Origin of the sequence: Kribbella qitaiheensis (assembly GCF_014217565.1) — a bacterium.
In the GTDB taxonomy this organism is placed as follows: Bacteria; Actinomycetota; Actinomycetes; order Propionibacteriales; family Kribbellaceae; genus Kribbella; species Kribbella qitaiheensis_A.
In genome coordinates, this window is record NZ_CP043661.1 from 3,761,947 (window position 1) to 3,786,509 (window position 24,563).

Consider the following 24,563-nt stretch of genomic DNA (forward strand, 5'->3'; position numbering starts at 1 on the left):
CGCTCCTGGCAGGTGGGATGATCAGTCAGGTGTCATCGGAACAGGTGATCCCCAAGTGGCAGCAGCGGGCCGCGGTGTGGATCGGTCGCGCAGTCTTGTTCGCCGCCGTCTGCTCGTTCATCGCCGTCCCGGTGCACTTGTTCGCGCCGGAGTTCGTCAAGGACGCGGAGGACGTGATCGAGTTCTTCGGCATCCCGGCCGGCCACACCTTCCTGTCCGGGGTGTACCTGACCGTTGTCGGCAGCGCGCTGCTGCGCGGCAAGCGGGCGGCGCTGCTCTGGGTGCTGTTCGTCTTCGAAGGGCTGTGGCTGCTCGGGCAGATCGTCACGGTGGGCTTCCTCAGCGTGCTGATCAGCAACCCGAACGACCCGGACTTCAAGAAGCCGGGCTTCGCCGACCTCGGCGTCTCGGACCTCGAGTGGAGCATCGCCAGCCTGATCGTCACGCTGGGCATGATCTGGCTGCTCTGGCGGATCCGCGGCGCTTTCCCGGCCCGCCTCGCGCCCGGCACGCGGCGGCTCGCGATCTTCGTCCTGATCACCGGTCTGGCGATCTCGGCAGCGGCCAGCATCACGCTGACCCAGGTGTTCCCGCATACGCTGCACGGGCAGCGGCAGAAGGTCGGCTGGGCCATCTTCGCGGCGCTCGGGCAGAGCAAGACCAGGATGGGCGGTGACCACTCGGGCCACAACTGGGTCGGGCTGTCGGTCGGCTTCCTGTCCGCCCTGTCCCTGGTGATCGCCTTCGCGATCTTCCTGCGCTCGGTCCGCCGGGTCCGCTACCTCAGCCAGACCGAGGAGTTGCAGCTCCGCCGGCTACTCCTCCAGTACGGCGAACGCGACTCGCTCGGCTACTTCGCCACCCGGCGCGACAAGGCCGTCGTCTTCTCCCCCGACAACAACGCGGCGATCGCGTACCGGGTGGTCAACGGAGTCAGCCTCGCCAGCGGCGACCCACTCGGTGATCCCTTGGCCTGGCCCGCCGCGATCCAGCGCTGGCTCGCCGAAGCCCGGACCTACGGTTGGTCCCCAGCGGTCGTGTCCGCGAGCGAGGAAGCTGCCCACGCGTACGTCGACGCGGGTCTGCGCGCGCTGGCGATGGGCGACGAGGCGATCATCGACGTCGCCGACTTCAGCCTCGAGGGCCGCACGATGCGGCCGGTCCGGCAGGCCGTCACGCGGGCCCAGCGCGCCGGGTACCACGCGGAGGTACGTAGGCACGACGATCTGTCTCCGGCCGCCCTGCAGGAGTACGTGAAGCTCGCCGAGAAGTGGCGTGGCGCCCAGACCGAGCGCGGCTTCTCGATGGCCCTCGGCCGGCTCGGCGATCCGGCCGACGCGCGCTGCGTGATGGTGATCGCGCGCGACGCGGACGGCGCAGTACGAGGCCTCCTGTCGTTCGTGCCGTGGGGTGTGCGAGGGGTCTCACTCGACCTGATGCGCCGCGATCCCGAGTCGGTGAACGGCCTGATGGAGTTCATGGTCACCGCTCTGGTCGACGCCTGCAGCGACCTCGGTCTGCACCACATCTCGCTGAACTTCGCCATGTTCCGGGAGATCTTCAGCGACGCCGAGCGGGTCGGAGCCGGCCCCGTACTGCGGTTCACCAACGCGTTGCTGACGGGTGCTTCCAGGTTCTGGCAGCTGGAGAGTCTGTACCAGTCCAACGAGAAGTACCTGCCCCGCTGGTCGCCGAGGCTGATCTGCTACTCCCGCAGCGCCTCGCTCGCGAGGGTGCTGCTCGCCGCCGGGACCGCGGAGGGCTTCCTGCCCGCACCACGCCCGTGGACCCGGGTGGACACGACCGAGACCGCCGAGCGGCACGCGATCATGGCTGCCGACGGCGGCCAGTTCACCGCGGCCGTACGGGCCCAGGAAGAGGACCTGCTCCGGCCGGCACTGCCGGACCGGCGACTGACCGAGCAGGAGCAGATCCGGCGGACCAAGCTCGCCGAACTCGTTGCTGCCGGCATCGAACCGTATCCTGTCTCGGTGCCCCGGACGGAAACCCTGGAACGGATCCAGGAGCTGCACCAGAACCTGCCGGCCGATCACCACACCGGCCATCAGGTCTCCGTCACCGGCCGGGTGAGCCGGCTGCGCAACCACGGCGGGCTGGCGTTCGCGCAACTGCAGGACGGGCTGGCCGATCTGCAGGTGATGCTGGCGGCGGATGCGTGCGGCGTCGAAGCGTTGGCGTTGTGGCGCAAGCTGGTCGACATCGGCGACCACGTCAGCGTCACCGGCGAAGTGGTGACGAGCCGGCGTGGCGAGTTGTCGGTCGCGGTGACCGGCTGGGTAATGGCCGCCAAGTGCCTGCATCCCTTGCCGGACAAGCGAAAGGGCTTCACCGATCCCGAGGCCCGGGTCCGGCAGCGCCATCTCGACCTGGTGATGAACCCGGACTCGCTGCGGATGATGCGGCACCGCAGTACCGCGGTACGGGCCCTGCGCAACGGATTCGAGACGCGCGGCTTCATCGAGGTGGAGACGCCGATGCTGCAGGCGGTGCACGGCGGCGCGAACGCCCGGCCGTTCATCACCCACATCAACGCTTACGACACCGAGCTGTTCCTGCGGATCGCGCCCGAGCTGTTCCTGAAGCGGCTGAGTGTCGGCGGGATGGGCAAGATCTTCGAGCTGAACCGGAACTTCCGCAACGAGGGCGCGGACGCGACCCACAACCCGGAGTTCACCTCGGTCGAGGCCTACCAGCCGTACGCCGACTACCACACGATGCGCGAGCTGACCCGGGAGCTGCTGATCGAGGCCGCCACCGCGGTGTTCGGCAAGCCCGTGGTCAAGCGCCCCGACGGCGAGCTCGACATCTCCGGCGAGTGGCCGGTGATCACCGTGCACGACGCGGTCAGCCACGCGACCGGCGTACAGATCGACTCCGGTACGCCGTGCGAACGGTTGCGTGAGCTGTGCGCGGAACACGGTGTCCATGTCGCGTTCGCGCTGTCGCCGGGCGAGCTGGTGCTCGAGCTGTACGACGAGCTGGTCGAGCCGAAAACCACGATGCCGACGTTCTACACGGACTTCCCGCTGGAGACGTCGCCGCTGACGCGGACGCACCGGTCCGACCCGCGGCTGGCCGAGCGCTGGGACCTGGTCGCCTTCGGCGCGGAGATCGGTACGGCGTACTCGGAGCTGGTGGATCCGGTCGAGCAACGCCGCCGGCTCACCGAACAGTCGCTGAAGGCGGCCGCCGGCGATCCGGAGGCGATGTCGCTCGACGAGGACTTCCTCAGCGCACTCGAGTACGCGATGCCTCCCACTGGAGGCCTCGGCATCGGCGTCGACCGGGTGATGATGATGCTCACCGGCCAGAACATCCGCGCCACCCTCGCCTTCCCCTTCGTCCGCCCCACACCGCGCCCCTAGTGTTCCGGCACGGGGCACTAGCAGTTGTCGGTCCCACCCCATAGGCTTTCCTTTCAAGGGGAAATCAGGGGACCTGGGGGGATTGTGAAGAAGTTTTCGGCTGTCATGATCGGGCTTGCCATGCTCGGTCTCGCGACCGGTTGCGGGACTTCGTCGAAGGACGACGCGAGCTCGAAGACGTTACAGACCACGTCGGCGCCTACCACGACGGGCAGTGAGCCGGTGGAGACGCCTACTCCGGTCGTCACGACGCCGGCCGGGCCGCTGACCGCGCCGGAGTACCAGAAGAGTTTGTCCGATCTGGACTACCGGCTCGCTCCGGCCATCAAGGCGCTCAGCGTCGCCAACAACGGCGACAACCTGGCCGATGCGATGACGGGTCTTTCGCAGTTGCTGGAGAGCGAGAAGTCAGAACTTGAGAGCGTGAAGCCACCGCCTGCTGCGGCCGCCGCGCACAAGGCTTTGCAAGCGCGTCTCCAGGTTGCCAGCGACGACCTGTCGGGGACGGAGAACGACGAGGCTGTCAGCAACGCCAAGTGCGGCGGCGTCGTCTACACCTCGCAGAACATGCAGCGGAAGCTGACGGCAGATCTCGCGAGTGCTGTCGCCGGGCTGAAGAAGGCCGGGATCCGCTTCGGCAGTACCCTGCCGAACCTTGGCCCCGAGCCGGCTGACCAGCGGCCGTCGAACGGCGACATCATCGTCCGCTCCGGCTCACGCGGCTCCGGCCGGCTACAGGTCGAGAACGGTACCGACAAGGACGTCGCGATCTCGGTCGTCACCGACGGGCAGCCCCCGGGCAAACCGCACGTGATGATGTTCGTGCAGGCCAAGAAGACCGCGACGATCAGCCGGATCGGCGGGAAGTACCACATCTACTACAAGACCGGCAGCGACTGGAACGCCAAGCGCCGCCAGTTCAGCTCCAACTGCAGCTTCTCGAAGTTCGACCAGGGCTTCGGCAAGAACGAGGGCTGGAAGATCGGCCTGAAGCCAAGCCTCCTGGGCAACGCCTCCACCACCGACGTCGACGCCTTCTGACTACGCGTCGTCGGGCATCAACCGAAAGGCTGGGTGCGAGGTGAGTGGGCGAATCGCCCGGAAGGCACGCCTGTCCAGCGTGAGTAGTGCATCGGTCCGGTAGTCGGCAGCCAACGCGACGTTGACAGCATCAGCAAGGTCAAGATCCAGGTCGGCATAGCGATCGCGCACCGCCATGGCCGTCTCGAGGATCTCGGTCGTGACATCAGGGACCTGGAATCGCATCCGCCGCACCTGCGTGAGCAAGGCATTGAGGACAACACCACGGGCGGTTCCACCCAGGCGCGCGCCGGCCAAGTGGTCGACCTCTGCAAGGACCAGCGGCGACAGGATGACCGTGCCCGCTTCCTGCAGTAGCTTCCGGCAACTGTCCGCCTCCGGTGCGTTCCGATCGAACGCGGCGATGATGCCGGAGGTGTCTGCGACCAGGATCACCGCGGTTCGGTCCGACGTGCGATCTCGGAGCGGACTTCATCCTTGGTGACAGGCACACCGCTTCCATCGAAGCTCGGCCAGTCCAAGGGTTCGTCCCACACCCGGTTGGCCATCGCGGCGAGGTGGATCCCCTCCCGGATGATCTCCGCTTCCGGGATACCGCGCCGGGCAGCCGCCTCCTTGATCAACGCGAGGTCCTCAGGGTCGGCGTACACGTTCGTCCGCTTCATCGACATGTACCAACGCTAACACATGTACCACTGAACTCTAGGCGAGGGAACATGCTCACGATCCAGTACGCCCGCCGGCATCCAGACATGCGGATCAACGTCGTCGATCCCGGCTACACCGCGACCGATTTCAACGGCCACAGCGGCGACCAGACCATCGAACAGGGCGCCGAGATCATCATCCGGCTGGCCTCGATCCCCAAGGACGGCCCCACCGCCCAGTACCTGAGCCTCACCGGAACTGTCCCCTGGTGAAACGCGCTGTTCGAGGTTGCTGCGATGACGGTTTGCTCCTGCGCGGACTCGGGGCGACCAGCCGGGTGTGGGACGGCTGGCGCTCCCTGTACGGCGACGCCTCGCCCCGGTCACGCCGCGGCAGCGCACCTCTCGGTGTACACGTTCTCCTCCATGGCAGCCGCCGTCGCCGCGGATCTACCAGTACGACCTGGCCTCACTTCGCCGTCGGCGCCTCACCTACCGCCCCCAGTACGGCGTCTTGTGCACCGGCTGAGCGTTCCGCCGCCAGAAAACGCTCACCGGATGCACAGAGGCCGGCAGCCGACGCCGGCGCACCGCGCCCTTGTGCACGGCCTGAGCACGCGACCGGCCAAGAACACTCGGCCGGTGCACAAAGCCCCCTGTTTCGCGGTGTGCCAGGTGCTACCGGTTGAAAGCTGCTAAGCCTGCTCGCCGAGGGCGGGTCTGGCTCGTCCGCTGCCGGGTCCTTCGTCCGCTGCCGGACTTATAACGCGCTATCGGCCGAACATCGCATCAGCGGACCCGATCCCTGGCCCACCCGCACCCCGGGGAACCAGGTGGCGGCGAACCATGGTGGGCAGCACCAACCAGCGCCCGACGGAGCTGCGTGGGGATCTCAGCACTCGATTACGTTGACGGCTAGGCCGCCGCGGGAGGTCTCCTTGTATTTGATCTTCATGTCGGCGCCGGTTTCGCGCATGGTCTTGATCACCTTGTCGAGGGTGACGACATGGACGCCGTCGCCGTGCATCGCCATCCGGGCCGCGTTGATCGCCTTCACGGCCGCCATCGCGTTGCGTTCGATGCAGGGGATCTGGACCAGCCCGCCGACCGGGTCGCAGGTCAGGCCGAGGTTGTGCTCCATCGCGATCTCGGCCGCGTTCTCCACCTGCTCGGGACTGCCACCCAGTACTTCGCAGAGCCCGGCCGCCGCCATCGAGCAGGCAGACCCGACCTCACCCTGACACCCGACCTCAGCACCCGAGATCGACGCATTCTCCTTGTACAGAACGCCGATCGCAGCAGCGGTAAGCAGGAACCGGACAACCCCGTCATCAGTTGCCCCAGGCACGAATCGCCGGTAGTAGTGCAGTACGGCGGGAATGATGCCCGCAGCACCATTCGTCGGCGCCGTCACGATCCGCCCGCCGGACGCGTTCTGCTCGTTGACCGCGAGCGCGAACAGGTTGACCCAGTCCATCACCTTGAGCGGATCCACCGACCACGGATCACGCGTGAGCTTGCCGTGCAGCAGATGCGCCCGGCGCGGCACCTTCAGCCCACCCGGCAGGATCCCCTCGGTCTCGCAGCCCTCCTGCACGCAGTCCTGCATCACCTGCCAGATATGCAGCAACCCCGAACGGATCTCGGGCTCGGTCCGCCACGCCAGCTCGTTCGTCAGCATCACTTCGCTGATCGGCAGCTGCGACTCGCGGCAGCGGTCGAGCAACTCCGCCCCGCTGAGGAACGGGTACTTCAGCGGCGTCCGGTCCAGCACGATCCGGTCGCCGGCCGCGGCGTCCTCGTCGACGACGAACCCACCGCCGACCGAGTAGTAGGTGCGCTCACGCAGTACGGCGCCGTCGGCGGACCGGGCGACGAAGGTCATCCCGTTCGGGTGGTACGGCAGCGCCTTGCGCCGGTGCATCACCAGCTGGGTATCCGGGTCGAAGTCGATCTCGTGCTCGCCGACCAGCCGGAGCCGGCGCGCGGCCAAGATCCCCTTGACCCGCTCGTCGACGGACTTGGTGTCGACCGTCTCGGGATCTTCCCCCTCGAGCCCGAGCAGGACCGCCTTGTTGCTGCCGTGCCCGTGCCCGGTCGCGCCGAGTGAGCCGAACAGCTGCGACTCGACGGCCGTCGTACGGGTGAGCAGGCCGTCGGCGGCGAGGCCGAGAGCGAAGGTCCGGGCGGCTCGCATCGGTCCCACCGTGTGGGAACTCGACGGGCCGATCCCGATACTGAACAGATCGAAGACACTGATCGCCATGTGGAGGAATCCTTCCGGTCATCGTCGACCGTTTGGTTTGCCTCCCCGCTCTGTCAGACCTGACGTCTTCCAGAGGTGCCTCGCCCGTGCGGTGAAGGTGCCTGAGAGATTCTTGGGGAGAGTTGCTCCTACGGCGCCCGGGTCGTGCCCGGGTCTCTCCCGCACGGGTTCATGCGGCTGTGCGGTTGTTTTGTCGGACGCCGTGACCGTACGGCGCTCCGACAGCAGCCGTCAATCCAGCGATGGACCCGCTTCCCCCGAGCGATGGATCCGCGGCACCCCCGGGCACCCGGAGGCTGGTGCCATGACAACGATCGCCCGTACTGCGAACGCCACGTCGGCGCCCGGCTGGATGGCCTGGGCGCCGCGGCTCGCGCTGGGCTGGGCCGTCGCCTACGGCGCGATACGAGTGTGGTTCGCCACTGGCCACGCTCCCAACTGGATCCTCCCCAGCGACCTGCTGATCCCCGGCTGGGCATCGGTCGCGGGCCTGCCTGGCAAGCGCCGCCCTAGCAAGCGCCGCTCTGACCGGCGCGATCGACCATCGAGGGCGCTCGAAGGTACTGATCGCCACCACCTGGGCCGCAGCGGCTGGATGGGTCGCCGCCTGTGCCCTGTCCCTCCTGGACTTCGTCGGCGCGATCCTGCCCGGCCTCGGACTCCCCTTCGATCTCCCAGCACTGCTGAGCAGAGCAGGCGGTCTCACCGGCGCCCTCCTCCTCGGCGCCACCGCCCTGGCCCGCCAACGCCAACTGGACCCAAGCTGCCTGCAGTGCACCGGCACCGGCAGCCGCACCTTGCCGGCCAAGTGGGCAACCCTCGGTGCCTGGCTGGCAGTAGCCGGCTGCCTCGGACGCTTGGCCGCCCAGGCGGCTATCGGGTTCGACAGCACTCCATACGGCGAGGGCAACGCGATGCTGCTGTTCGAGGGCGGCTTCCTGCTCGCGGGTATAGCCCTCCCACTACTGCTGGTCTACCGGCCCGGCCAGGTGTTCCCCCGCTGGATGCTGCTGCTTCCAGGAGCCGGGCTGGGCGCCGGCATCACGGCGTACTTCGGGGCCGGCCTGATCCAGATGATCGTGGAGGCACTGCGCGGCGAACGCGCGTTCGCGGGCAGCGACCTGCCGACGGCCTTCTTCTGGGTGGCGGTGCCGTGCTATCTCGTTTGGGGACTCGGCCTGGCCACGGCGACGTACGGGTACTACACCCGGACTCGCAAGCCCTGCAAAGGCTGCGGCCGTTAGCGGGTCAGGCGGTTGGTGCGCTCGGCCCAGAGCTCGAAGAACCAGGTGAACAGGGGCGGGATGCTGGCGGCGAGCGCGAGCAGCGTGGTCGACCAGCTCCAGCGCAGCGGCTTGCGGACGACAGCCACCGTGATCACGTAGGCGACGAAGATCGTGCCGTGGATCGGCCCGAAGACCTTCACGCCGATCTCGTTGTCGGACAGCACGTACTTGAACAGCATGCCGATCAGCAGGCCGGTCCAGGAGACCGCCTCGGCGATCGCCACCGCACGGAACCAGGTCGCGTGCTTCGGCCGGACGGGCGCGTCGAGAGTCGTCTCAGTCATCAGGTCAGTGACCCTAACAAGTCCCCCAAGCCGGTCGGGGGATCGGCCAGGGGAGAACCCCGATGCGCCACGGAATCCGGTTGCCGAGGATCAGTACGTCCCCAACCGAAGGACGAGAAGGACAAGGAGCTCATCAAGGGCTCGCAATGCGCCACCTTGCAAGTGCCGGTCGACTGGAACCGCCCGAACGGACCGACCTTCGGACTCGCCCTCGCCCGCCGTACCGCGAAACAGGCGCGCGTGGGTTCGCTGGTGTTCGGACCAGGCGGGCCAGGCGATTCCGGCGTCGACCGGATCAGGACCGGAATGAGTCGTGCCTCGGTCTGCCCAAGGCGCCCAATCCCCAACAGGACTTGGAGATCCGCCACCTGAAGACGCCGATCCTGCTGTCCAACTCGATCCACGATCCGGCCACCGGCTACAACTGGGCAACGGACGTGGCTCGGCAGCTCGGCCGGAACGGCGTACTGCTGACCTACCAAGGCTGGGGACACGGCAGCTACAACAAGAGCCCGTGCGTCCAGTCCGCGATCGACGACTACCTGGTCTCCTTGAAGGTCCCTGCGCGTGGAAGCAGTTGCCCGGCCGTAGCACCGACCGGCTGACCCTCAGACCTGGACCAGGTGTGCTTCCTGGACCCTGGTGAGTTGGCGACCGGAGATCGCCTCGCCCGACAGCGACAGCAACTGGGCGCAGGCGATCTCGAGCGCCCGGGACTGGGTCGGGCAGCCGTCGACGAACCAGAACGGGTCGTCGTTCTGCAGGTCGTCCGCATCATCGATGTCGGCGAACCAGTGATGGTTCCCGCTGCAGACGCAGCGCACCACCCGCACTCGCAAGTTCATCGGTAAAGCTCCCCCGTACCTGGAACCGCCCTGGGTCCCCCCCGGGTCCCAGTCGGGGTCAGCCCGGCCGGCGCGTGGTCGCGGCCCCCCACTGCCACGCGCCGAGCCGAGTTTGACCCTCCCCCGCTCGCTACATCGTTCGCGGGCCCCCGAGTGTTACTGCAGGTGACCAGATTTTTTTAAGTGACTACTTCACTACGCGCAGTGATCACTCGACCTCCCCGACAGCATCAGCTCGGCAGGTTTGCCTTGACCCACTGCTCGAGGCCGGTGGCGGTGATCGGGAGGTCGGCGGTGAGGATCTCGGTGCGATCCGCGTGCACGACCACGTTGTCCTCGATCCGGATCCCGATGCCACGCAACTCGGGCGGCACCGTCTCGTCGTTCGGGTGGAAGTAGAGACCGGGCTCGACCGCGAGCGCCATCCCGACCGCCAGGTCCGCGGCGAAGTACGTCTCCGGCCGGGCCGCGTCGCAGTCGTGCACGTCGAGGCCGATGTAGTGGCCGAGTCCGCACACGACGTACCGGCGGTGCTGCTGTCCGTCCGGCCCGAGCGCCTCGTCCAGCGAGACGTCGATGAGCCCCCAGTCGCGCAGCCCTTCCACGAGCACGCGCATCGCTTCGTACTGGAAGGCCCTGTACGGCGCTCCCGGGCGGACCGCGTCGAGAGCGGCGAGCTGCGCCTGGTGAACCAGGTCGTACACCTGCCGCTGCGCATCCGTGTACTCACCGGTCACCGGGAACGTCCTGGTGACGTCAGCCGTGTAGAGCGTCCGGGTCTCCACGCCCGCGTCGAGCAGGATCACGTCGCCCTCACGGACGGCGCCGTCGTTCCGCACCCAGTGCAGCACCGGCGCATGGTTGCCAGCAGCAATGATCGAGGCATAGCCGACCCCGTTCCCGGCAGTCCGCGCGCGCCGGTCGAAGGTCCCCTCCAGCCAGCGCTCGCCACCCCCACGCACCGCCTCGGGCAGTTCGCGCGCCACATCGGCGAAGGCCTGCACACTCGCGGCGACGGCCTCGCGGAGCTGCTCGATCTCCCAGTCGTCCTTGATCCGGCGCAGCTCGGCCAGCGTCTGCCGAAGCGCGTTCCCGTCGTACGGCGAAGTGCGCACCAGTCCGTCGAGCACCGGATCCACGCCGTACGTCGCGAGCATGAACGGTACGGCGCCGCGCACGGCCGAGGGCAGCTCTTCGAGCGGGCGGCAGGCGATCCCGAGTGCGTCCGACCAGTCCTTCAGCCCCGGAACCGGGCCGATCCACAACTCCCCGTCGCGCGCGTTCGCGAAGAAGTCGACCTCGTCCGGGCCGGCCGTCTCGCGCAGGTACAGAGTCGAGTCGCCGTCGGCCGAGATCACCAGGACGGCACCTTCGGCCTGGCAGCCGGTCAGCCAGACGAAGTCGCTGTCCGCGCGGAACCGGAAGTCGGTGTCATTCGACCGGACCGGCGAATGGCCCGCGGCGATCGCGATCCGGCGGCCGGGCAGCGCCGCGGCCAGTTTCCGCCGGTGCTCGGCCGCAGCCTCCGCCAGACCGTCGGGCAGCACTACCGACCGGTCCACCGGTCCCCAGCTCCGGCTGATCGACTCGCGGAAACCCTTCGCATCGATCGGGCGGTACGACTTGCGCTGTTCCTCGGTCCGGTCTTCAGTCATGCTTCGCTCCCCCTCAGAGTTAGAGCTGTCTGTAGGCACTGTCCGGCACATCGGTCACGAATATGTGCCCGGGGGCATGGGTGATCGCGAACGAGGGCCGTGAATCCATCAACGCAGCTTGGGGTGTCACTCCGCAACCCCAAAACCGGCAGATCGCCCGGCTCGGCCTGAATCGGTTCACCGAAGTCCGGCCGATCCAGGTCTGCGACGCCCGGTCCGGCTACGCCCGCAGTACTAGCGCGCCTTGAACGCGGAGAGCAGGCCTTGCTCGGAGTCGACCAGGTACTGGTGCAGATCATCGGCCGCCTGCTCGTACTCGCGGGCTTCGAGCAGCTCGAAGATGGCCTCGTTGCGCGTGATGTAGGGCTCATAGAGCTCGCGCGGGGTCGCAATGACATGGAAGAGCAGCCGCAACTCGGCGAGCAACCGGCCGGTAATAGCGTCCAGGCGCGAGCTGTCGGCGAGACCGATGAGGTTGCGGTGGAAGCGGATGTTCGCCGTACCGACAGCGGGCCAGCGGCCGGCCAGCGCGGCGGCCCTGGCGCTCTCGATGTCGTCCCGGAGCGGCTCGAGCCTGCTCGCCGGCAGCTCGGGGTCGCGCCCGGCGAGGCCACGAACCACGTCGACCTCCAGCACCCTGCGGAGCCGGTAGAGGTCGACCACGTCGGTCTCATCCAGCTCGGGGACGAACACCCCGCGGTGCAGCTTGTAGACCAGCAGCCCCTCGTGGGTGAGCAGCCGGAATGCTTCACGCAGCGTGTTCCGGCTGACCTCGAGGACCTCGGTGAGCTCGACCTCGGAGAGCTGGGCGCCGGGCTGGAGCGCACCCTCCGTGATCGACCGGCGCAGGACGTCGGCGGCGCGCTCGGCGGAGCTGCTGCGGTCCAATCGGGCCACGTCGGCGGCGACACCGCGCAGCCAGGCCTGCCTGCCTTCGTCGTCGTCGGACCGCTGAGGGATGGACACCTGTGCATCATCGCTCACTCCTGGGCCCAGAGGAAACTTTGGTGGAACAAGAGTCTTGCAGGATTGTTGAACAATCTCTACTCTCAATCTCACCGAAGGCGATCGACCACCTACTGACCGCACTGCAGGAGCACCGTCCGACAGCTTTCTGAGGATCCAGGAGCCACCGCCATGCCGAAGCCACCCAGCAAGCCGACCTCCAAGCCCACCACCCGCCGCAGCGGCGGGGCGTCCCGCAGTACGGGCAAGCAGTTGTCTCCGGCCGCCGGTAAGAAGACGGCCGACACCGCGATGAAGACGAGCACCCGGTCGACCCTGATCGGCGCGATGTTCCTGATGGCGACCTCGGCCATCGGCCCTGGTTTCATCACCCAGACGACCACCTTCACGGTCTCGCTCGGGGCGGCCTTCGCGTTCGCCATCGCGGTGTCGATCCTGGTCGACGTCGCCCTGCAGCTGAACGTCTGGCGGGTGATCGGCGTCTCCGGCCGACGGGCGCAGGAGCTCGGCAACCTGGTCGTGCCCGGCCTCGGCTGGGTGATGGCGGCGCTGCTGTTCGTCGGCGGGCTGGTGTTCAACATCGGCAACGTGTCCGGCACGGGCCTGGGCACGGACGCGATGTTCGGCCTGGATCCCAAGTGGGGCGGCGCCCTCTCCGCGGTGATTGCCATCGGCATCTTCTTGTCGAAGAAGGCCGGACTGGCGATGGACCGGGTGGTGCTCGTGCTCGGCCTGCTGATGATCGCGCTGACGACGTACATCGCGATCACCTCCAGCCCACCGGTCGGCACCGCGCTGAAGAACGTAGTACTGCCCGACCAGGTCCAGTTCCTGTCGATCACCACCCTGATCGGCGGCACGATCGGTGGCTACATCGTGTACGCCGGCGCCCACCGCCTGCTGGACTCGGGCGTCTCCGGGCCGCAGCACATCCGCGACATCAGGCGCGGCTCGATCACCGGCATCCTGATCACCGGGGTGATGCGGATCGTGCTGTTCCTGGCGATCCTCGGTGTCGTCGCCGGTGGCAGCAAGCTGGATCCCAAGAACCCAGCTGCGTCGGCATTCCAGCACGCGGCGGGCGAGTTCGGGCTGCGCGCCTTCGGGATCGTCCTGTGGGCGGCCGCGATCACCAGCGTGATCGGCGCGTCGTACACAACGGTCAGCTTCATCACCTCGCGGACCAAGACGACCGACCGCACCCGGACCATCCTGGTAGTCGCGTTCATCGCCGTGAGCACGGTGATCTTCCTGTCCGTCGGCACGGCGCCGACTCAGCTGCTGGTGTTCGCCGGGGCCTTCAACGGGTTGCTGCTGCCAGTCGGGATCGGTGTGCTTCTCTGGGTGGCATGGCAGCGTCCGGATCTCCTTCGTGGGTACCACTACCCACGCTGGCTGCTCGTGCTCGGCGGTGCGGCCTGGCTGCTGACCATCTATCTGGCCGTCCGCTCGGTCAAGCCGGTCTTCGAACTGTTCTCCTGAGGAGCTGACTGACGATGGATCTCAACGCCGATCTCGGTGAGGGCTTCGGGTCCTGGTCGATGGGTGACGACGCGGGCCTGCTCGATGTCGTCACCAGCGCCAACATCGCCTGCGGATTCCACGCCGGCGACCCGTCGATCATGCGCCGCGTGACCGGCCAGGCGGTCGAGCGCGGGGTCGCGATCGGGGCGCACGTCGGGTACGACGACAAGCCCGGTTTCGGGCGGCGCTTCATCGACATCGAGCCCGCCGTACTGCGTGACCAGGTCGTCTACCAACTCGGCGCGCTGGACGCGTTCGCCCGGATCGCGGGCGACCGGGTCCGGTACGTCAAACCGCACGGGGCGCTCTACAACACGATCGGATCGCACGAGGAGCAAGCTGCGGCCGTGGTCGGCGCCATCGTCGACTACGACCGGTCGCTTCCGGTGCTCGGGCTGCCGGAGTCGGCCTGGCTCCGGCTGGCGGCCGAGGCCGGGCTGACCGTCGTCCACGAAGCTTTCGCGGATCGGGCATACACACCTGCCGGGACGTTGGTGTCCCGGCGCGAGGCCGGCTCGGTCCTGCACGATCCTGACGAGATCGCCGCCCGCTGTACGGCGATGGCCGCCGGTTCGCCGATCCAGGACAGCGAAGGTGGAGCGCTGAAGCTCGATCCCGCGTCGATCTGCGTCCACGGGGACACCCCGGGCGCGGTCGAGATCGCCCGGCGGGTCCGGCACACCCTGGAGGGAGCGGGCGTCACCTTGAGCTCGTTCGCTGTGTGATGCGATTCCTTCCTGCTGGTGACAGCGCTCTGCTTGTAGAGCTGCAGACCCTGGACGAGGTCCTCGGGTACTACGCGGCGCTCACCGCCGATCCACCGGAAGGCGTCATCGACATCGTCCCAGCCGCGCGCACAGTCCTCGTCACCGCTGCCCCCCAATCCGCACGAAGCGGAGCAGAGAAGCAGCAGGCCGGGGCGCCAAGCGTCTCGCTGCAGCAGTTGGAGCGGGCACTCCGCGCCGTTGTGCCTGTCGCCGGGCAGTCCAGCGGCGGGGACCTGCTGGAGATCCCGGTCGTCTACGACGGCGAGGACCTCCAGGACGTGGCTGAGCTGCTCGGATGCAGCACCAGCGACGTGATCGAACGCCACACCGGCGAAGAATGGACCGTCGCCTTCTGCGGATTCGCCCCCGGCTTCGGCTATCTGACTGCCTCCGCGAGCTGGGACATCCCGCGCCGGAAGTCACCCCGCACGAAGGTGCCGACCGGGGCCGTCGCATTGGCCGGCGAGTTCAGCGGCGTCTACCCCCGCGAGTCCCCCGGCGGCTGGCAGCTGATCGGCCGGACCGACCTCCGCGTTTTCGATCAGGACCGGGACCCGGCCGCCCTATTCCACCCCGGCCGCCGCGTCCGCTTCACCGTCGCGGATCCCGGATGACCGCACTGACCGTTCTCGAAACGGGGCCATTGGCAACAATCCAGGACCGCGGCCGCAGCGGCCAGGCCGCTCTCGGCGTACCGGGTTCCGGGGCTTGCGATCCCGCGTCGTACGCCCTGGCGAACCGGCTCGTAGGCAATCATCCGGGCGCGTCCGCCCTCGAGATCACCTTCGGCGGTCTCGTCCTGCACGCCGACACCGACCTCACCATCGCCATCACCGGAGCACCCTGCATCGGCGTACCTCTCAACGCTCCCGCCGTACTGCGTGCCGGTGAAGTGCTCCGTTTCGGCCCACCCCGCAGCGGCCTGCGCACCTACCTCGCGGTGCGAGGCGGCATCGACGTACCGCCGGTCCTGGGATCCCGCTCCACCGACCTACTCTCCGGCCTAGGCCCCGCACCACTACAACCCGGCCAGACCCTCCCGATCGGCTGCGCCCACAACCCAATGCCCGGCGTCGACCTCGCCCCCGTCGCGGATCCACCCGCGGGCGAAGTGGTTCTCCGGGTCACTCCTGGTCCACGACGCGACTGGTTCACCGACGCGGGTTGGACGTCGTTCATCACCCAGACCTACGACGTCAGCAGCAACAGCAACCGCGTCGGCGTACGCCTGGACGGCAATCCCCTGGAGCGCGCCCGCGACGGCGAACTCGCCAGCGAAGGCATGGCCCTAGGCGCCATCCAGATCCCGCCTTCCGGCCTCCCCGTCATCTTCCTAGCCGACCACCCAGTAACCGGCGGCTACCCCGTCATCGCCTACCTCACCGCCCCCTCCATCCCCGCCTGCGCCCAACTCCGCCCGGGCCAGTCCGCCCGCTTCAGCTGCTAGCCGATGCCAGTGGACCGTCCGGACCGGCTCAGGTGAGCAGCCGTCCACTAGAGGACGAAGCCGGTGGGGAAGGGGTCGTCCGGGTCGAGAAGATAGTTGGCGGTACCGGTGATCCAGGCTCGGCCGGTGATGGTCGGTACGACGGCCGGCCGATCGGCGAGCATGGTCTCCTCGATCAGGCGACCGGTGAAGCGGGTACCGATGAAGGACTCGTTGACGTAGTCGGTGTGCAGGTCGAGCTCGCCTCGGGCGTGGAGCTGTGCCATCCGGGCCGATGTCCCGGTGCCGCAAGGAGACCGATCGAACCAGCCCGGGTGGATCGCCATCGCATTGCGCGAGTCGCTGCCGTCCACGCCCGGAGCAGTGAACTGGACGTGTTTGCACCCATTGACACCAGGGTCGAGCGGATGGACCGGCCGGTCGGTGGCGTTGATCGACGCCATGATGTCGAGTCCCGCTTGCAGGATCCGGTCCTTCTCGGCCCGGTCGAAAGGAATGCCGAGCTGATCCAGCGGCAGGATCGCGTAGAAGTTGCCGCCGTACGCCAGGTCGTAGGTGATCGTCCCAAGACCGGGAACGTCGACAGAGGCATCCAGCGCATGACTGTACGACGGAACGTTCCGCAGCGTCGCGTGTTCGGCACGGCCGTTGCTGACAGCAACATCCACGACGATCAGCCCGGCCGGGGTATCGAGCCGGACCACGGTCACCGGCTCGGTCACCTCGACCATCCCGGATTCGACCAGCACGGTCGCGACGCCGATCGTGCCGTGCCCGCACATCGGCAGGCACCCGGACACCTCGATGTAGATGACTCCCCAGTCGGCATCCGGCCGGGACGGCGGCTGCAGGATCGCTCCGCTCATCGCGGCGTGCCCGCGTGGCTCGTTCATCAGGAACAGCCGCAGGTGGTCCAGGTGCTTCAGGAAGTACTCACGGCGTTCGGCCATCGTCGCGCCCGGCACCACGCCGACGCCGCCGGTGACGACGCGGGTCGGCATCCCCTCGGTGTGCGAGTCGATCGCGGTGATGGTCCGGATCGATCTCATGCCAGCGACTCCACTGCCTTCTTCATGTCCTGCTCCAGTTGGGCGACGTGTTCCGGCACGAGCGGGCCACGCGGCGGGCGGCAGGGACCGCCGTACCGGCCGACGTAGTCCATGCCGTACTTGATCGCCTGCACGAACTCCACCCGCGAGTCCCATCGGAACGCCGCGACCAACGGCTCGTACAAGTCCTTCGCCTCTTGCAGTTTGCCCTCTAGCGCGAGGTCGAACAAGCGCGCCGACTCCGCCGGGAACACGTTCGGGAACCCGGCGAACCACCCGGTCGCCCCCATCAGCAAGGCCTCGAGCGTGAGGTCGTCGGCGCCGGCCACGATGGTCAGACTCGGCGCGAGCTCTTTGATCTCAAGGATCCGCCGGACGTCGCCGGAGAACTCCTTGACGGCGACGACGTTCTCGAGCTGCGCGATCTCGGCGAGCAGGTCCGGGGTCAGGTCGACCTTCGTGTCGTGCGGGTTGTTGTAGACCATCACCGGCAGGCCGGCTTTCGCGACCTCGGCGAAGTGGTGGATCACCTCGGACCGGTTCGCGCGGTACATGGTCGGTGGCAGGCACAGTACGCCGTTCGCGCCGTCCTCGGCCGCCTTCTCGGCCCAGGAGCGAGCCTGGTGCGCACCGGCGCCATGAACACCGACGACTACGATGCCGTCGTTGCCCACGGCCTCGATCGCGGTTCTGGCGACCGAGCGGCGTTCGTCGTCGGTGAGGGAGGAGTACTCCCCCAGAGACCCGTTCGGGCCGACGCCGCGGCAACCGTTGTCGACCAGCCAGCGGCAGTGTTCGGCGTACCGGTCGAGGTCGGGGCGCAAGCCGGCCGGCGCAGCGGCATCCTCGGCATACGGCAGGGCGGTGGCGACGATCACGCCGTCCAACTTCTCGGTCACAGGTCCTCCTGGATAGCGGCTAGGTCTTGGAGCCTTACTGGTACGGCGATCGGCCGGCGATGGCCGGCCTGAATCCCCGTCAGGTCGGCGGTCGTCCGCGAGCAGACCCGCCCTTGGCACAGGCCGAGACCGGCCCGGCTGGTGAGTTTGAGGCTTCGCTGGCCGGTGACGTCGCGGTCGGCCACTGCTTCTTCGATCTGGCCACGGGTCACCTCTTCGCAGCGGCAGACGACGGTGGTGCCGCCACTCCAGCTACGCCAGCCGGGCTGGATCGGATAAGCCTTCGCCAACGCGGCAGCGAATCTCTTGCCCTTGGCAACTTGCTTGCTTGCGGTCGGCGCTGTGCCGCTAGTCGTTCCGAGGAGATGGGCGGCTGCGGCACCGGCGAGCCGGCCTTCGGCGGCGGCAAGGTCGGCGCCACCGATGCCGGTCAGCTCACCGGCGGCGAAGACTCCTGGTCGAGAGGTCTGTTGATACTCGTCGACCTGCGCGGCTGATCCGCCGTCGGGACCTGGCCCGAGCTCGCAACCGGCCGAAACAGCGAGTTCGAGCTGGGCGGTGAAACCGAACCCCAGACAGACAGCATCCACTTCCAGGTCGCGTTCGGTGCCCGGGATCGGATGCCAGGACTTGTCCAGCTTCGCAGTGGTCACGCCCTCCACCCGGTCACTGCCATGCGCGGCGATGACAGTTCTTCCTTGCAGGAAAGGGATTCGGTGCCGGGCGAGCAAAGCGGCGTACGCGATGGCTTCGCGCGTCTTGCCGGGAAGAACGCGCGGATCGGACAGCCATCCTCTGGCCGACCGCGTGAGGCGATTCGCTTCCAGGAGCCCGACGACTTCGGCGCCGACACCGAGGAGCGACTCCGCCACCGGGAGCAGGAACGGACCGGTCCCGGCGAGAAGAACCTTGCGCCCTACGGCGATCCGCTGTCCCTTCGCCAACGCTTGTGCTGCGCCAGCGCTGTACACACCCGGCAGATCCCATCCCGGAAAGGGCAGCACCCGATCGTAGGCACCAGTCGCCAGCACGACCGCCTTCGCATCAACCGCCCGGATCTTCCGGCCCGCTGCATCCGCCGGCCCGGTCTGCAGCCACAGCCGGTAGCTGTCGGCGCGCGACTCGATCGCCCACACGGAGGTCTCACCCAGTACGTCGATTCGCTCGTGCCCGTTGATGCGGTCGAGCAACCTCTTGAACGAACCCCACCCATGCTGCAACCGCTCGGGCTTCCCCGCGTTGAACTCAGCCGGCAACTGCCGATGGAACTGCCCCCCGAGCCGCCTCCCCGCATCAACCAAGACCACCTCCACCCCGGCATCAGCCGCCACCACGGCAGCCGCCACCCCCGCCGGCCCGCCCCCAACGACAACCACCACCCCTGCGTCCGAAGAGGCGAGGGTTCTACCCCTCGGCTGTTCGGACGCAAGCACTCGGTTGGGGAGGACTGCGCCGGTTTGGGTGGTGATGGTGTCGTCCGGGGCGATCGTGCGTTGACAGGCTCGGACATCGGGGGTGCCGTTGACGACTACCAGGCAGTCGAAGCAAGCGCCGATACCGCAGAACACGCCGCGCGGGCGACCCGCAGTACGGGTTGTTCGCCAGGATTCACGACCGGCTGCCATCAGCACGGCGGCTACGGTCTGCCCGGGAAGGGCTTCGGTGGGCGCGCCGTCGACCACGACCGAGATCGGCTCCTGTGGTCGCGGCTGGGCCGGATCGCCTTCGAAAGAACGGAGATAGGGACTCATGCCGTCGGCTCCATCGCGTCGATGACGGCCGGGCGATCGACGCGGAAGGGATTCGCCTCGATGTGCGGCTCCAGCCCGAGGAAGAGTTCGGTGATCAGCCGCCCGGTCGACGCGGCAAGCCCGATGCCCGCGCCCTCATGCCCGGTCGCATGCCACAGACCCTCTACGCGCGGATCGGGACCGATCACCGGCAGATGATCGGGTGCGTACGGACGGAACCCGCCGTACGCGCGCATCACCGCGACCTCGCCGAGGAACGGAAACAGCCCGACCGCCTTCCGCGCCAGTTCCCGCAGAACCTTGACCCGCACGGACTCGTCGAACCCGATCCGCTCCCGGCTGGACCCGATCAGCACCGTCCCCGCACGAGTGGACTCGACCACAGTCGACGTCTGCAGGTCCGCGTCCCCACTACCCACCGCGCCGACATAGTCCGCGTCGTACACCTTGTGCCGAATGCAGTCGGGCAGCGGCGCGGTCACCAGGATCATGCCGCGCCGCGGATGGATCTCGATCGCACCACCCGCCGCCGCACTGAACGGCCCGGCCCACGGACCACAGGCATTGAGTACTGCGCCGCAAGGGATCACGCCCGCATCGGTCTCGAGCGCGATCACACGCCCGCCCGCGTCACGTAGTACGGACTGGGCGGTGACGCCCGCGCGCACTTCGCCGCCACGAGCCCGTACTGCGGCCAGCAGGGCTGTCGCAGCCAAGACCGGCTGGAGCTGGGCGTCTTCGGGGTAGTAGACGGCCGTCGTGACCGCTCGGGTCAGGAGGGGTTCGAGCTCGAAAGCGTCTGCCGGGGTGATCGCGCGGGCGTCGACTCCCGCGTTCCGCTGCTTGGCCGCGAAGGTCTCCAGCGGTCCAGGATCGGTCGTCGCCACGACCAGGCCGCCCTTGTCCTCCCATTCGACATCCGCGACCCGCTCCGGCAAGCGGTCCAGTACTGCGGGCCACTCGCGGCGGGAGGCGATCGCGAGCGCGAGCTCCGGTCCGGGCTCCTTGTCGGACACGAGGATGTTGCCCTCGCCCGCGGCGGTGGTCCCGCCGGCCGGCGCCCCGCGATCGACGACGATCACCCGAACGCCCGCCGCCGAGAGAGCCTCAGCGCACGCGGCACCGACGATCCCCGCGCCGACGACAACCACGTCGACGCCACCCGGCTGGACCATCGGACACCTCGCTACCGTTCAATAGAATGAACGATCCGAGCGTAAGCTCGGCCGGCATCCCCAGTCAATGGGTCACCTCGGCGCCTCACGGCCCTGATCGCGGGCGCGGGCCCTCGCCCTTGGTCAGTTCGGCGGGTGGATCGAGGTGAGGGTGGGGGTGGCGAGGTCGGACGGGTATTCGAGCAGTAGGACCGAGGCGACCGGGCCGTCCAGCGCCTCGTACTCGTGTGGCCCGTCAGCGCGGAAGGCCAGATAGTCCCCGGCGCCGATCTCGTGGTCGCGCCCGCGGGTCGTCAGCCGGAGTCGGCCGGACAGGACGACGTGGTGCTCGGTGCCGGGATGGCCGGTCGAGTGCTGGACCACGCCGGGGCGGATCCGCTGGTCGTAGATCTCGAACAGGCTGCCAGGGTGTTCGAGCCGGCGCAGCATCCGCAGGTCGACGGCGTCGCCGCTGAGCACATCCAGTTCGGCCGAGCGGACGACGACCAGATCCGAGGCCGGCGGCTCGTTCAGCAGTGCCGAGACCGGGACACCGAGAGCGTTCGACAAACTGAACACCGTCTCGATCGTCGGATTGCCCGCGCCCGACTCCAGCTGGGACAGCGTGCCCTTCGCGATCCCCGATCGCCTGGCCAGCTCGGACAACGAGATCCCCTGCTCGTCGCGCCGCGCCCGCAGATTGACACCCAGCACCCGGCCCGCTCCCTGGCTACCCACCCGGGGAGCATCCCATATCGCGACGGTTTGGCTTTCGGGTCGCGCGGGCACCGAGCCGGTTGATGGCTGAAGAATCCCAGGGAACCGTACTCCTCGCCGGCGTTGCCAATCTCGCGATCGCGGTCGCCAAATGCATCGCCGGACTGCTCTCAGGATCAACAGCCCTGCTGGCGGAGGCCGCGCACTCCGTCGCGGACACGCTCAACCAGGTCTTCTTGCTGACGGCACTCAAACGCAGCCGCAAACCTGCCGATGGCCAGCACCCGTTCGGTTACGGCATGGAGCGCTATTTCTGGGCGCTGCTCGCCGCTGTCGGGATCTTCGTCCTCGGTGCCGGGTTCTCGATCGCCGAGGGCATCCGCGCGATCCTGCATCCCGAGCCGGTGGCCGCGCTCGCGCTGGCGTACGGCGTACTCGTGATCTCGTTCATCTTCGAGGGGATCTCCTGGCTGAAGGCCGTCCGGCAACTCCGCCGCGAGGCGGCCGAGGACGGCAGCCCGACCCTCGAACACCTCCGCGAGAATGCCGAACCGGCCGTGAAGACCGTCGCCTTCGAGGACTCGGCCGCGCTGATCGGCCTGCTGATCGCCGCCGTCGGGATCACCTTGAGCGCGATCACCGGCAAGGAGTACTTCGACGGCGCCGCATCCGTCGCCATCGGCCTCTTGCTGATCGGCGTCGCCTACATGCTCGGCAAGGACAACAAGTCGATGCTGATCGGCAAGGCGCTGCCGGAGGACGTCGAGGACAAGATCCGCGCCGAGATCGCCCGTACGCCCGGCATCGACGCGGTCGTCGAGCTCCTCAGCCTCCGACTCGCCCCGGACGAGGTCCTGGTCGTCGTACGGGTCGACCTCGACAACTCCCAGACCACCGGCGCCGCGGTCGAACAACTCGCCGAACAGGTCGACGCGCAGGTACGCCGTGAGTTCCCGACGGTCCGTCATCTCTTCCTCGACCCCACCCCGAGCCCTACCTGACGATGCTCCCTCTTACACATTTCCGAATCGGATCGAGTGTGACCTTTCCCCTTGTGGATAAGGAGAAAATGGTTCGACCCTGATTTGGTGCGGCTTCGCTGGATGGCTTAGAATCGAACACATGTTCGCCACTGATTTCAGCCACTGCGACGTCGCCCAGACCTTGTCTGCCGCAGTCGTCGCACACGAGCGGCAGCGACAGGGCGAACTCGACCTCATCCTCCTCGCCCAGCACTATGCCGACCTGCACCCGTCACGGGCGACGGTCCGCGACGACGGTTTGCCGGGCGGTGAGCAGACCCGGGTCTACGGCGGTGAAGGCTGCCCTGAGATCACCGAATTCGCGGCCGCCGAGTTCGGCGCGGTCACCGGCCGATCTGCTGGATCAGCCGCCGTCTTCATCGGCCGGGCCGTCGCCCTACGGGAGCGATTCCCCCAGACCTGGAAACGGGTCAAGTCCGGTCACGCCACCGGATGGAAAGCCTGCCTGATGGCCCAGGACTGCGTGACTCTCTCGTTCGAGGCCGCAGCGATCGTTGATCGACGGGTCGCGGACATCATCGATTCGGTCACCGGCCAACAACTGAGAAAGATCATCAAAGCCGCGAGCTGGGACGCCGATCCCGACGCCGCCAAAGCAAAGGCCGAAGAGAAGGCGAAAGAACGCGGTGTGTGGGTCGGCCGCACCGACGATCACGGCACCACCACCTTGTTCGTCAAGGCCGCAACCGGCGACATCATCCAGTTGAACGCGACCATCACCCAGCTCGCCAACGCCCTCGCGGCCCTCGGCGACACCACCTCCCGCGACCAGCGCCGCGCCAAAGCCGCCGGCCTCCTGTCCGACCCCGAGCTGGCCGCCGACCTCCTCGCCGCAGCCCACCACCTCGCGACCACAGATTCGGCCACCGGTCAGACCGACCCGGACAATCGAAGGGACCTCCTCGAAGACGCCACAACACCGGATGTCGCGTCGGGCTCGTCCACCCGGCGGGTCCCCGACCGGGTCATTCGCACGGACGCCCGCGGCGACGAAGACTCCTTGCTGGACGATCTCGCCGAGCCCGGTCCGGACGACGAGGCCGACCGCGACACCCCGCACCCGGACACACCGGACCATCCACTCGACCAGGACCGTCCACTCGCCACTCCGGGCGATCCACCTGGCGAGCGACGGCCCATGCTTCGTCGCGCCCTCGGCTCAGGTGAGTCACCCGCGCCGGTAGACGGCCCTGCCCGGCCGGGCATGGATACTGCCGCACGCCTCGAACTGCGCCGCAAGATCAACGCCACCCGATGCGACCACCCCAACCAGGGCCGCCGCACCTACCAGACCGTGGTCAACCTCCACATCACCGACCAGACCCTCCTCGCCGGTGAAGGCACCGCACGGGTCGAAGGCTACGGACCCGCCTACACCGACCGGCTCGAAGAACTCCTCGGCCATCACCGCATCGTGCTACGCCCCGTCATCGACCTCAATCAGGCCATCAGCGTCCACGCCTACGAAATCCCCACCCGCATCCGCGACCACATCAACCAGCGCTACCCGGTCGAACAATTCCCCTACGGCTCCGGCGAGACCACCAACTCCACCGACCTCGACCACCTCCAGCCCTACCAGCCCGAAAACCCAACCGCACAAACCAACACCGAAAACCTCGCACCACTACGCCGGTTCAGCCACCGCCTGAAAACCCACGGCGACTGGGAGGTGCGCCGCATCGACGCGCACACACTCGAATGGATCAGCCCCCACGGCTACCAGTTCCACGTCGACCACAACGGCACCCACCCAGCCCCCACCCGAAACCGTCTGCGGGATGGGTGACCAGAGACACGGAAGGACTCAGTCTCCCGCCGAACCCGTCAGCAGTT

Annotated in this window: 25 protein-coding genes and 1 riboswitch; of the genes, 12 read left to right on the forward strand and 13 right to left on the reverse strand. The window is 68.0% G+C overall.

Going from position 1 to position 24,563, the window contains the following annotated elements; translation table 11 throughout:
- Positions 1-29 precede the first annotated feature (29 nt).
- Both lysX and F1D05_RS17485 read left to right on the forward strand, forming a co-directional pair.
- On the forward strand, positions 30-3,386 hold the full coding sequence (gene lysX / locus F1D05_RS17480) for a bifunctional lysylphosphatidylglycerol synthetase/lysine--tRNA ligase LysX (protein WP_185448647.1): 3,357 nt from the start codon (positions 30-32) through the stop codon (positions 3,384-3,386).
- Between the two features lie 84 nt (positions 3,387-3,470).
- The gene (locus F1D05_RS17485) at positions 3,471-4,427 is read left to right on the forward strand and encodes a hypothetical protein (RefSeq protein WP_185448648.1); all 957 of its coding nucleotides are present in this window, start codon (positions 3,471-3,473) and stop codon (positions 4,425-4,427) included.
- Here F1D05_RS17485 and F1D05_RS17490 read toward each other — a convergent pair whose 3' ends face one another.
- Together F1D05_RS17490 and F1D05_RS17495 are read right to left on the reverse strand one after the other, a co-directional pair.
- A complete protein-coding gene (locus F1D05_RS17490; protein WP_185448649.1) occupies positions 4,428-4,862 on the reverse strand; it encodes a PIN domain-containing protein in 435 nt (144 codons plus the stop codon).
- Entirely contained in the window at positions 4,859-5,098 is a 240-nt protein-coding gene (locus F1D05_RS17495; protein ID WP_185448650.1) for a CopG family transcriptional regulator, read from the reverse strand. The genes F1D05_RS17490 and F1D05_RS17495 overlap by 4 nt, the downstream gene beginning before the upstream one ends.
- A gap of 45 nt (positions 5,099-5,143) precedes the next feature.
- Here F1D05_RS17495 and F1D05_RS17500 point away from each other — a divergent pair, with 45 nt between their 5' ends.
- The gene (locus tag F1D05_RS17500; protein ID WP_185448651.1) at positions 5,144-5,347 is read left to right on the forward strand and encodes a hypothetical protein; all 204 of its coding nucleotides are present in this window, start codon (positions 5,144-5,146) and stop codon (positions 5,345-5,347) included.
- A gap of 619 nt (positions 5,348-5,966) precedes the next feature.
- Here the strand turns inward: F1D05_RS17500 and F1D05_RS17505 are convergent.
- Positions 5,967-7,340: an L-serine ammonia-lyase gene (locus tag F1D05_RS17505; RefSeq protein WP_185448652.1), complete on the reverse strand. Its 1,374-nt coding sequence runs from the start codon at positions 7,338-7,340 to the stop codon at positions 5,967-5,969.
- A gap of 79 nt (positions 7,341-7,419) precedes the next feature.
- Positions 7,420-7,512, reverse strand: a riboswitch (glycine riboswitch).
- A 625-nt stretch (positions 7,513-8,137) separates the two neighbouring features.
- Between F1D05_RS17505 and F1D05_RS17510 the strand changes: the two genes are divergently transcribed.
- The gene (locus F1D05_RS17510; RefSeq protein ID WP_185448653.1) at positions 8,138-8,584 is read left to right on the forward strand and encodes a hypothetical protein; all 447 of its coding nucleotides are present in this window, start codon (positions 8,138-8,140) and stop codon (positions 8,582-8,584) included.
- Here the strand turns inward: F1D05_RS17510 and F1D05_RS17515 are convergent.
- A complete protein-coding gene (locus F1D05_RS17515) occupies positions 8,581-8,910 on the reverse strand; it encodes a DUF3817 domain-containing protein (protein ID WP_185448654.1) in 330 nt (109 codons plus the stop codon). The two genes, F1D05_RS17510 and F1D05_RS17515, sit on opposite strands and share 4 nt — an antisense overlap.
- 353 nt (positions 8,911-9,263) lie before the next feature.
- Between F1D05_RS17515 and F1D05_RS43025 the strand changes: the two genes are divergently transcribed.
- A complete protein-coding gene (locus F1D05_RS43025) occupies positions 9,264-9,515 on the forward strand; it encodes an alpha/beta hydrolase (protein ID WP_246486781.1) in 252 nt (83 codons plus the stop codon).
- A gap of 3 nt (positions 9,516-9,518) precedes the next feature.
- Here F1D05_RS43025 and F1D05_RS17525 read toward each other — a convergent pair whose 3' ends face one another.
- The 3 genes from F1D05_RS17525 to F1D05_RS40385 all read right to left on the reverse strand — a co-directional run bounded on the left by F1D05_RS17525 (position 9,519) and on the right by F1D05_RS40385 (position 11,519).
- The gene (locus F1D05_RS17525) at positions 9,519-9,755 is read right to left on the reverse strand and encodes a hypothetical protein (protein ID WP_185448655.1); all 237 of its coding nucleotides are present in this window, start codon (positions 9,753-9,755) and stop codon (positions 9,519-9,521) included.
- Between the two features lie 230 nt (positions 9,756-9,985).
- On the reverse strand, positions 9,986-11,410 hold the full coding sequence (locus F1D05_RS17530) for an aminopeptidase P family protein (RefSeq protein WP_185448656.1): 1,425 nt from the start codon (positions 11,408-11,410) through the stop codon (positions 9,986-9,988).
- 19 nt (positions 11,411-11,429) lie between these two features.
- On the reverse strand, positions 11,430-11,519 hold the full coding sequence (locus tag F1D05_RS40385) for a hypothetical protein (protein ID WP_246486782.1): 90 nt from the start codon (positions 11,517-11,519) through the stop codon (positions 11,430-11,432).
- Between F1D05_RS40385 and F1D05_RS40390 the strand changes: the two genes are divergently transcribed.
- On the forward strand, positions 11,491-11,658 hold the full coding sequence (locus F1D05_RS40390) for a hypothetical protein (protein ID WP_246486996.1): 168 nt from the start codon (positions 11,491-11,493) through the stop codon (positions 11,656-11,658). The two genes, F1D05_RS40385 and F1D05_RS40390, sit on opposite strands and share 29 nt — an antisense overlap.
- Here F1D05_RS40390 and F1D05_RS38915 read toward each other — a convergent pair.
- Positions 11,645-12,376 carry a GntR family transcriptional regulator gene (locus tag F1D05_RS38915; RefSeq protein ID WP_206686247.1) on the reverse strand — a complete coding sequence of 244 codons (732 nt, stop codon included), beginning with the start codon at positions 12,374-12,376 and terminating at the stop codon, positions 11,645-11,647. The two genes, F1D05_RS40390 and F1D05_RS38915, sit on opposite strands and share 14 nt — an antisense overlap.
- Positions 12,377-12,547: 171 nt before the next feature.
- Between F1D05_RS38915 and F1D05_RS17540 the strand changes: the two genes are divergently transcribed.
- Genes F1D05_RS17540 through F1D05_RS17555 form a run of 4 tightly spaced genes read left to right on the forward strand, consistent with a single transcriptional unit; the run spans position 12,548 to position 16,114 of the window.
- On the forward strand, positions 12,548-13,858 hold the full coding sequence (locus F1D05_RS17540) for an NRAMP family divalent metal transporter (protein ID WP_185448657.1): 1,311 nt from the start codon (positions 12,548-12,550) through the stop codon (positions 13,856-13,858).
- A 14-nt stretch (positions 13,859-13,872) separates the two neighbouring features.
- The gene (locus F1D05_RS17545; protein WP_185448658.1) at positions 13,873-14,625 is read left to right on the forward strand and encodes a LamB/YcsF family protein; all 753 of its coding nucleotides are present in this window, start codon (positions 13,873-13,875) and stop codon (positions 14,623-14,625) included.
- Positions 14,625-15,281 carry a 5-oxoprolinase subunit B family protein gene (locus tag F1D05_RS17550; RefSeq protein WP_185449218.1) on the forward strand — a complete coding sequence of 219 codons (657 nt, stop codon included), beginning with the start codon at positions 14,625-14,627 and terminating at the stop codon, positions 15,279-15,281. Before F1D05_RS17545 ends, F1D05_RS17550 begins: the two co-directional genes overlap by 1 nt.
- Positions 15,278-16,114, forward strand: a complete 837-nt coding sequence (locus tag F1D05_RS17555) for a biotin-dependent carboxyltransferase family protein (protein ID WP_185448659.1) — start codon at positions 15,278-15,280, stop codon at positions 16,112-16,114. Before F1D05_RS17550 ends, F1D05_RS17555 begins: the two co-directional genes overlap by 4 nt.
- Positions 16,115-16,161: 47 nt before the next feature.
- On the opposite strand, the gene F1D05_RS17560 is transcribed toward F1D05_RS17555, so the two are convergent.
- From F1D05_RS17560 to F1D05_RS17580, 5 genes are all read right to left on the reverse strand, one after another.
- Positions 16,162-17,163 (reverse strand): proline racemase family protein, encoded by a 1,002-nt coding sequence (locus F1D05_RS17560; RefSeq protein ID WP_185448660.1) that lies wholly within the window; start codon positions 17,161-17,163, stop codon positions 16,162-16,164.
- Positions 17,160-18,062, reverse strand: coding sequence for a dihydrodipicolinate synthase family protein (locus F1D05_RS17565; protein ID WP_185448661.1), 903 nt, complete (start codon positions 18,060-18,062; stop codon positions 17,160-17,162). The genes F1D05_RS17560 and F1D05_RS17565 overlap by 4 nt, the downstream gene beginning before the upstream one ends.
- Entirely contained in the window at positions 18,059-19,813 is a 1,755-nt protein-coding gene (locus tag F1D05_RS17570) for an FAD-dependent oxidoreductase (protein WP_185448662.1), read from the reverse strand. The genes F1D05_RS17565 and F1D05_RS17570 overlap by 4 nt, the downstream gene beginning before the upstream one ends.
- A complete protein-coding gene (locus F1D05_RS17575; protein WP_185448663.1) occupies positions 19,810-20,988 on the reverse strand; it encodes an NAD(P)/FAD-dependent oxidoreductase in 1,179 nt (392 codons plus the stop codon). Before F1D05_RS17575 ends, F1D05_RS17570 begins: the two co-directional genes overlap by 4 nt.
- A 123-nt stretch (positions 20,989-21,111) precedes the next feature.
- Positions 21,112-21,705 carry a helix-turn-helix domain-containing protein gene (locus F1D05_RS17580; RefSeq protein WP_185448664.1) on the reverse strand — a complete coding sequence of 198 codons (594 nt, stop codon included), beginning with the start codon at positions 21,703-21,705 and terminating at the stop codon, positions 21,112-21,114.
- A gap of 62 nt (positions 21,706-21,767) precedes the next feature.
- Between F1D05_RS17580 and F1D05_RS17585 the strand changes: the two genes are divergently transcribed.
- Positions 21,768-22,685 carry a cation diffusion facilitator family transporter gene (locus F1D05_RS17585; protein WP_185448665.1) on the forward strand — a complete coding sequence of 306 codons (918 nt, stop codon included), beginning with the start codon at positions 21,768-21,770 and terminating at the stop codon, positions 22,683-22,685.
- Between the two features lie 121 nt (positions 22,686-22,806).
- Complete coding sequence (locus F1D05_RS17590; RefSeq protein WP_185448666.1) at positions 22,807-24,516, forward strand: hypothetical protein; 1,710 nt, start codon at positions 22,807-22,809, stop codon at positions 24,514-24,516.
- Positions 24,517-24,563 lie beyond the last annotated feature (47 nt).

Coding starts and splice junctions, on each gene's coding strand:
- F1D05_RS17550 (WP_185449218.1), top strand. CDS start 14,625: ATGCGATTCCTTCCTGCTGGTGACAGCGCTCTGCTTGTAGAGCTGCAG.
- F1D05_RS17575 (WP_185448663.1), bottom strand. CDS start 20,988: ATGGTCCAGCCGGGTGGCGTCGACGTGGTTGTCGTCGGCGCGGGGATC.
- F1D05_RS17560 (WP_185448660.1), bottom strand. CDS start 17,163: ATGAGATCGATCCGGACCATCACCGCGATCGACTCGCACACCGAGGGG.
- F1D05_RS40385 (WP_246486782.1), bottom strand. CDS start 11,519: ATGGATTCACGGCCCTCGTTCGCGATCACCCATGCCCCCGGGCACATA.
- F1D05_RS17585 (WP_185448665.1), top strand. CDS start 21,768: ATGGCTGAAGAATCCCAGGGAACCGTACTCCTCGCCGGCGTTGCCAAT.
- F1D05_RS17590 (WP_185448666.1), top strand. CDS start 22,807: ATGTTCGCCACTGATTTCAGCCACTGCGACGTCGCCCAGACCTTGTCT.
- F1D05_RS17495 (WP_185448650.1), bottom strand. CDS start 5,098: ATGTCGATGAAGCGGACGAACGTGTACGCCGACCCTGAGGACCTCGCG.
- F1D05_RS17515 (WP_185448654.1), bottom strand. CDS start 8,910: ATGACTGAGACGACTCTCGACGCGCCCGTCCGGCCGAAGCACGCGACC.
- F1D05_RS17505 (WP_185448652.1), bottom strand. CDS start 7,340: ATGGCGATCAGTGTCTTCGATCTGTTCAGTATCGGGATCGGCCCGTCG.
- F1D05_RS17545 (WP_185448658.1), top strand. CDS start 13,873: ATGGATCTCAACGCCGATCTCGGTGAGGGCTTCGGGTCCTGGTCGATG.
- F1D05_RS17555 (WP_185448659.1), top strand. CDS start 15,278: ATGACCGCACTGACCGTTCTCGAAACGGGGCCATTGGCAACAATCCAG.
- F1D05_RS17500 (WP_185448651.1), top strand. CDS start 5,144: ATGCTCACGATCCAGTACGCCCGCCGGCATCCAGACATGCGGATCAAC.
- F1D05_RS17530 (WP_185448656.1), bottom strand. CDS start 11,410: ATGACTGAAGACCGGACCGAGGAACAGCGCAAGTCGTACCGCCCGATC.
- F1D05_RS17570 (WP_185448662.1), bottom strand. CDS start 19,813: ATGAGTCCCTATCTCCGTTCTTTCGAAGGCGATCCGGCCCAGCCGCGA.
- F1D05_RS17525 (WP_185448655.1), bottom strand. CDS start 9,755: ATGAACTTGCGAGTGCGGGTGGTGCGCTGCGTCTGCAGCGGGAACCAT.
- F1D05_RS17540 (WP_185448657.1), top strand. CDS start 12,548: ATGCCGAAGCCACCCAGCAAGCCGACCTCCAAGCCCACCACCCGCCGC.